6 protein-coding genes and 1 pseudogene are annotated in these 5690 nt (G+C 66.0%); 4 read left to right on the top strand and 3 right to left on the bottom strand.

Annotated features, from left to right (window positions below; translation table 11 throughout):
• Nucleotides 1-129: 129 nt before the first annotated feature.
• Both AB0367_RS38585 and AB0367_RS38580 read left to right on the top strand, forming a co-directional pair.
• Nucleotides 130-1041, top strand: a pseudogene (locus AB0367_RS38585) (transposase); the annotation flags it as partial.
• Between the two features lie 137 nt (nucleotides 1042-1178).
• Nucleotides 1179-1556 (top strand): transposase, encoded by a 378-nt coding sequence (locus AB0367_RS38580; protein WP_366231481.1) that lies wholly within the window; start codon nucleotides 1179-1181, stop codon nucleotides 1554-1556.
• Between the two features lie 159 nt (nucleotides 1557-1715).
• On the opposite strand, the gene AB0367_RS38575 is transcribed toward AB0367_RS38580, so the two are convergent.
• Complete coding sequence (locus tag AB0367_RS38575; RefSeq protein ID WP_366231480.1) at nucleotides 1716-2117, bottom strand: hypothetical protein; 402 nt, start codon at nucleotides 2115-2117, stop codon at nucleotides 1716-1718.
• A gap of 671 nt (nucleotides 2118-2788) precedes the next feature.
• On the opposite strand from AB0367_RS38575, the gene AB0367_RS38570 reads away from it, so the two are divergent.
• Together AB0367_RS38570 and AB0367_RS38565 are read left to right on the top strand one after the other, a co-directional pair.
• Nucleotides 2789-3250 carry a hypothetical protein gene (locus AB0367_RS38570; protein ID WP_366231479.1) on the top strand — a complete coding sequence of 154 codons (462 nt, stop codon included), beginning with the start codon at nucleotides 2789-2791 and terminating at the stop codon, nucleotides 3248-3250.
• The gene (locus AB0367_RS38565; protein WP_366231478.1) at nucleotides 3247-3522 is read left to right on the top strand and encodes a hypothetical protein; all 276 of its coding nucleotides are present in this window, start codon (nucleotides 3247-3249) and stop codon (nucleotides 3520-3522) included. Before AB0367_RS38570 ends, AB0367_RS38565 begins: the two co-directional genes overlap by 4 nt.
• Nucleotides 3523-3643: 121 nt before the next feature.
• Here AB0367_RS38565 and AB0367_RS38560 read toward each other — a convergent pair whose 3' ends face one another.
• Both AB0367_RS38560 and AB0367_RS38555 read right to left on the bottom strand, forming a co-directional pair.
• On the bottom strand, nucleotides 3644-3985 hold the full coding sequence (locus AB0367_RS38560) for a UTRA domain-containing protein (RefSeq protein ID WP_366231477.1): 342 nt from the start codon (nucleotides 3983-3985) through the stop codon (nucleotides 3644-3646).
• 3 nt (nucleotides 3986-3988) lie between these two features.
• Nucleotides 3989-4321, bottom strand: a complete 333-nt coding sequence (locus AB0367_RS38555; RefSeq protein ID WP_366231476.1) for a GntR family transcriptional regulator — start codon at nucleotides 4319-4321, stop codon at nucleotides 3989-3991.
• Nucleotides 4322-5690 lie beyond the last annotated feature (1369 nt).

Here is a 5690-nt window from a genome sequence, read left to right as displayed (position 1 = left end):
CACCGCCCGCAACTCCGCGGTCTGGGCATCGGTCAGCATCACACCAGGATCAACGACAACCCGACATAACACAACCAGGATCACGCGACACTAGGTCATATCCACGGCAGAATCGGGTGCACCTTTCTGGTGAGCAAGAGTAGCGGGTGGGACCAGCGGCTGCAGGTCGCCACGGGCGGGAAGGGCTTGGTCGGGCATGCGGGCGCGGTGTTGCTGCGCCGATGCGCGGACCGGACCGGGCTGACCGGTGCGTTGAACGTGGTGCTGCCCCGGGGCGAGGGACCGGGGTGGTGGGATCGGGGCACGGTCTTGGTCTGCCTCGCGGTCGCGGTCGTGCTCGGTGCGAGGAGCATGTCCGATATCGGCTTGCTCACGCATCAGGCGCTCGTGTTCGCCGATCCGCCATCGGAGGCGACCGTCCGCCGTGCTCTGGCCGGGCTGGACGAGGCCGCCTTGCGTCGGATCGGCAAGGCGCGGGCGAAGGTCCGTGCCCGGGTCTGGGACCTGCTCGCCCGCCGGCCGCAGGGCTTCCCGTGGCTGAGCGTGGCCGGCAAGCTGCTGTCGGGGTGGGTAGTCATCGATCTGGACGCCACGCTGATCACCGCCCACTCAGACAAGCAGGGCGCGGCGGCTACGTTCAAGAAGGGATGGGGGTTCCATCCGCTGGGAGCGTGGTGCGCCAACACCGCGGAAAGCCTGGCCATGCTGTTACGGCCGGGCAACGCCGGCTCGAACACGGTCACCGACCACATCCGGGTCCTCGGCGAGGCGATCGCGCAACTCCCCGTGACATACCGGCGGAAGATCCTGGTCCGCGTCGACGGGGCCGGCGCCACCCACGACCTCGTGACACACCTCGAGCAGATGAACCGGCTGTGGCGCAGTGTGAAGTTCACCGTCGGGTGGGCGATCACCGACGCTGACGAGACCGCGATCGAGGCCCTGCCCGCCGACGCCTGGACCAGCAGCCCGCAACCCGACGGCACCGCCACCGACCAGGCACAGGTCGCCGAGCTGACCGGTCTCAACCAGCGGGTCGGCAACTGGATCGACGGACTACGGCTGATCGTGCGACGCACCCACCCGCCGCCCGGCACGCAAAGAACCTCACCGATCTGGAGCAACGCACCGGCTGGCGGTACGCGATCGTCGCGACCAACATCCGCCGCATCCATGGCGTGCCCGGCTCGCACCACCCACAGTTCCTCGACGTCCTGCATCGTTCGCACGCCACCGTGGAAGACAGGGTACGCACGAACAAGGCCATGGGCCTGCGGAACCTGCCCTCGAAAGCCTGGACCGTCAACCGAGGCTGGGTCCTCGCGGCCAACATCGCCGCCGACCTGGCCGCCTGGACCCGGCTCCTCGGCCTGCACGACCAGCCCGACCTCGCTGACGCCGAACCCGACACCCTGCGCTACCGACTGCTGCACCTTCCCGCGAAGCTGGCCACCCACGCCCGACGCAAGACCCTGTCCATCCCCGACACCTGGCCCTGGGCCGAAGCGTTCCTGCACTGCTGGCAACGCCTCGGCCTGCTACCCCTGAGCACCTGACCCGTCCGCCCCGGCTCTACCAGCAGAAAGAGCACCCGGACCGGAGAACCGGCGCCCCCGCAGCGACACGCGGCACCCTCGACCACCACCATGAGGGACAAAACGGTCAAGCCGAAACGGACGACCGGGGATCAGAACCCTCTGACGGATCGAGGCTGATCACCGTGTGGCGGCTCGAATGCCTGCGACGAGCGCGGCAACCAGTAGCCCAAGCATGAGCACAAGCAATACAACAGGAAGCAGCAATAGCGTCAGTATCAAGATCAACACCACAGCAAGTTTCACCTCGGGGCTTGTCCCTGACCAAGCACCTTTGATCGCAGCCCAGACAGGGTTCTTCCCCAGCAGCTTGGCTTTCAGCCCCTCGAAGACTGCCTGCGTGGTGGGCCCTCGGCTCGAGACAAAATCGTTCAGATTGTCAGCCCAGTGCTCCACCTTTCGTGACGCCTTCGCAGTGGCGTACCGCAGGGCCGCTTCTCGCAGGTCACTCAGCGCAGGTGCGAGGCTTGTCGCCACGGGGGTGCTCTTGGTCGCACCGCTGACGGTGCTCGATGCTGTCATGTCGTGGTCTCCTCGGCAAGAGTACCTCCACGATGCAAGCGGACGCTGAAAAATGGTTCTGGCACGAGTTTGATTATCAATGGTGGTCGATTAAAGTTGCTTGCTTTCTGGCGTCAGCCTGTGGAACCACCCTGTTTTGGACTGCGAATCGCGCAGCAGCCTAAGCAGAATCAGAGACATTTAGGCCGGACGCCTAGCGGCTGGGTATCCAGCTTTTCCCACATGGCAGACATCTAACCATACCCAATTTATATGCGTTGCTACATCCATGGCGGCATTTGCACATAAAGACGTCCCTCAGTTGGCCACTACCGGTCGAGCGAGGAGCGTGGCCGTCCTGACTGATCACTGGCACGTCAGCCGCTTAAATCAACCTTGCGGGTGCTGCGTCGACGATGAGTGTCACATTGTGTGCCCTGAACGTGAAGGAGGTCCGGTAGGTCGGATCTCGGTAGCGATGCTGCCACGTACGCCACGAGGTGGCGGTTCTGCGATGACGGATCCATGTTTCCCACCGTGGACGCCGGCGGCACCTTGGCGCCACGCTACTTTGGCGACTCCGCCGATGCCTACCCGATCGGACCCGGCCAGACCAAGTTTGCCCTACGCATTTCCACAACCTCTTCTGGAGGCTGGAATTCGGCCTGGGCGCGAATCAGCGCGACCAGCGCGTGTTCGAGGTCAACGACGACGCGAACGGTGCACGGCACGCAATAGTTCAGACCGAGCACACACAAGAAGCGGCCTTGGACACAGCCGACAACCGATTCTGGCGCGTGGTAGACACCGGCCAGCGAAATGCCGATGGCCACCTCGTCTCATACGACATTCATGTGAACGGCACCGGAAAGTATCGGCGAGATGATGTGGCGCACGCCTTCACCAATCACGACGTGTATCTGACGGAATTCGCCGACTGCGAGCATCTGGCCTCCGAAAATCTCCACCCGCCCTGCGGCAAGACGTTGGATACTTACCTCACCGGTCAGCGACTCACCCGGCCAATTGTGTGGGTGCAGGTATCGTTCCACCATGTTCCCCGAGACGAAGATGAGCCGATCATGAACCAGCGCTCCCAGGGCTTTGTGCTCGTTCCCCGAGACGTCACCGCGCAGAACGAGCTGGTGCGATGATGCACGGCCACGACACGCGCGGAACGATGACTGACGATGATCTGATCGTGCTCATCGGTGTGGTCGCGCATCTCGAAGCCATGCTGCTGGATGATGACGTTGACCCGACCGAGATCGTCCCGTCGATGCTCAACCGGCTGCGGCAAGACTTCCTCCGCCGAGGACTGAGCACCACGGACACCCGTGAGGCCCACCGCGAGAGCCTCCGAAGGTTGAACATGCGACTGCGCCGGTCCCTCGGAGAAGACCTACCGCCACACACGCGTCTGTGACGCGCTCAATGCCACGTCACCTCGACGAGGCCGAGTCCGATAGCCACGACACGTGACGGTGTGCCCCGAGACTCGGATCGGGGCTCTTGTACCGGCACCGACCGGCAGTGCCCAGTGCTGGTCAGAGCTCGATCGGGAACGCGTCGGCCAACTCGTGCCGCGAGGGCGGCATCACCACATCCAGCCCGAACACCGCCCGCCGCGCCCGGTCGTACACCGCCAGCAGCACGGTCAGCATGCACTCACGCTGGCCCACGTCCAGCAGCCGCGATTCCTCCGCCGTCGCCGGCCGTGCCGAGATCCGCTGGGTCGCCTGGTCGAACTCGACCCCTTTGCGGACCGCGAGGTGCCGCAGCAGGCCCTCCCGCAGCGGCTCCATGTCCCCGATGCCGGTCCCGTCCGCGAGATCTACCGGCACGTACACGGTCCCCAGCTCGATCGGCCCGAGCCCCTCGACCACCACGAGTCACCGGCGCATCATCACCGGCGCGCCGTCGTCGATGGCCAGCGCCCACGCCGCGCGGTTCGGCGCCGGAACCTGCCCCGCATCAAGGACCCGGACCCGGGCGTCGATCCCACCCGATAGCAGCGCCGTCACATGCTCCGGCATTCCACGCTGCGCCGGCTTGCCCCGCACGAAGCGGCCCTTGCCCTGCCGCGCGTCGATCCACCCGTCCTGACGCAGCACCTCGAACGCCCGCGCCACCGTCAACCGCGACACCTTGAACTCCGCCATGAGTTCCGTCTCGCTGGGCAGCATCGCTCCCACCGCGTACACGCCGTCCTCGATCCGCGCCATCACCGTGTTCGGCTATCGTCGCGCTGCCCGGCGGCGCCGCAATCCTGGCGGCCTGGAGATCCCGGGGCGAGGCTGCCGCCGCGTACACCGCCTGCCTCGACGGCACGAAGTACCTTTCGCCCTCGTCGGTGCTTACGCCACCGAGCGCGGCGATACCGATGATCTTCGGGCTGCTCGATGAACTCCTCCGACTGCTTCGCTGCTGACCGGCAACGGGTGACCTCAGGCTTTGCGATGCGCCGGGAACGATTCGGCCTTCTGTCCACTGTGGATGTCGTAGGTTCTGGCTAACCCTGGCCAACTGTTGCAGCCGCTGCCGGCTTGGCAGGCTCGAAACCAAGGGAACGCCGGCTCCGGCCGCCTGGTGGTCGTCCATCCACCGCACACGGCCGGACTTGCGAAGCGGCCCCCGGCCGGAAGGTCCGGCCCAGGCGCTGCCCCGGCCGGCGTCTGCGCGGGGGAACCCCGTGCGCCCGCGCAGACGGCCGCGCCGGATCAGGCGTTCTTCTTCATCTGTCCATTGTGGAAGAGGTGCCACACTGTGCCGTCACGTACACCGCTGCAGCTGGTTCCGCTGCTGTGCCGGGAGATCCGCATGCACCGCATGCTGCCGCTCGGCGCGCTGCCGCGCTAACGCCTCGCCGCACGGGAACCTCGCCTGGCGGCCGGGCGCCGCTGGCTGCCCGCCGTCGCCTGGCCTGAACCGACACCTTCAAGTGTAGATTGTAAATATTTACACGTTATCCACAGTGAAATGCACAGTCTGTGGATAACTGCTGTGCTCGTCGTCCCCGTGCCGCCAGCCGCGCCGCGGCTGTCCGCTCGGGCGCCTGGGACCGCCCTCCGAGCAGCTGCTCGACTCGACACCCGAGATCCTCGCGGCCGTGCGCCGTTACCGCATCTTGCGGCGGCGTCGCCACGCAACGCTCGACGCCGCGCTCAACGCCGCCAGTCGGATCACCAGAGGGTGGAGGGGCTGGCAGCGGCGCCGAGGCGAGTCCGACCCCATCGCCATCCGATGGAGGGAGCGCAGCGAGCTGCTTCCCCGAGTCGATGACCAGGTCATCCGTTACCCGGAGACCATCGCGCTCGCCGCCCTATTCGCCCGTATGCCGCGACTGCTGCTCACGCCACGAGGCAGCACTGGCGACCCGTGTCCGGCGGCATGACCGCGCGCTGATCTTGGGCCTGTTGGGCTCAGCGCAGTTCGAACCCGCATCCCGAGCGCGGTTGGTCGGGTCCTGTCACGCATCGGGGTGGCCGAGCCCAACCTGGGCTTGGCGTTTAACCTGCGGCGGTCGGTGGTGACCCTGACCGGTCGTGGAGACAGCCCTTGGTTGATCATTCTTCTTGTCGAGGGAAGAAGATC

This window comes from Dactylosporangium sp. NPDC051484, from assembly GCF_040689395.1.
Taxonomy (GTDB): domain Bacteria; phylum Actinomycetota; class Actinomycetes; order Mycobacteriales; family Micromonosporaceae; genus Dactylosporangium.
Note: the sequence above shows the minus strand (reverse complement) of the source record. Positions and strands in the feature narration are given on the sequence as shown.

Bases quoted from the DNA above. Each gene is read 5' to 3' on its own strand.
- AB0367_RS38555 (WP_366231476.1), bottom strand. From the start codon at position 4,321: ATGGCGCGGATCGAGGACGGCGTGTACGCGGTGGGAGCGATGCTGCCC.
- AB0367_RS38575 (WP_366231480.1), bottom strand. From the start codon at position 2,117: ATGACAGCATCGAGCACCGTCAGCGGTGCGACCAAGAGCACCCCCGTG.
- AB0367_RS38565 (WP_366231478.1), top strand. From the start codon at position 3,247: ATGATGCACGGCCACGACACGCGCGGAACGATGACTGACGATGATCTG.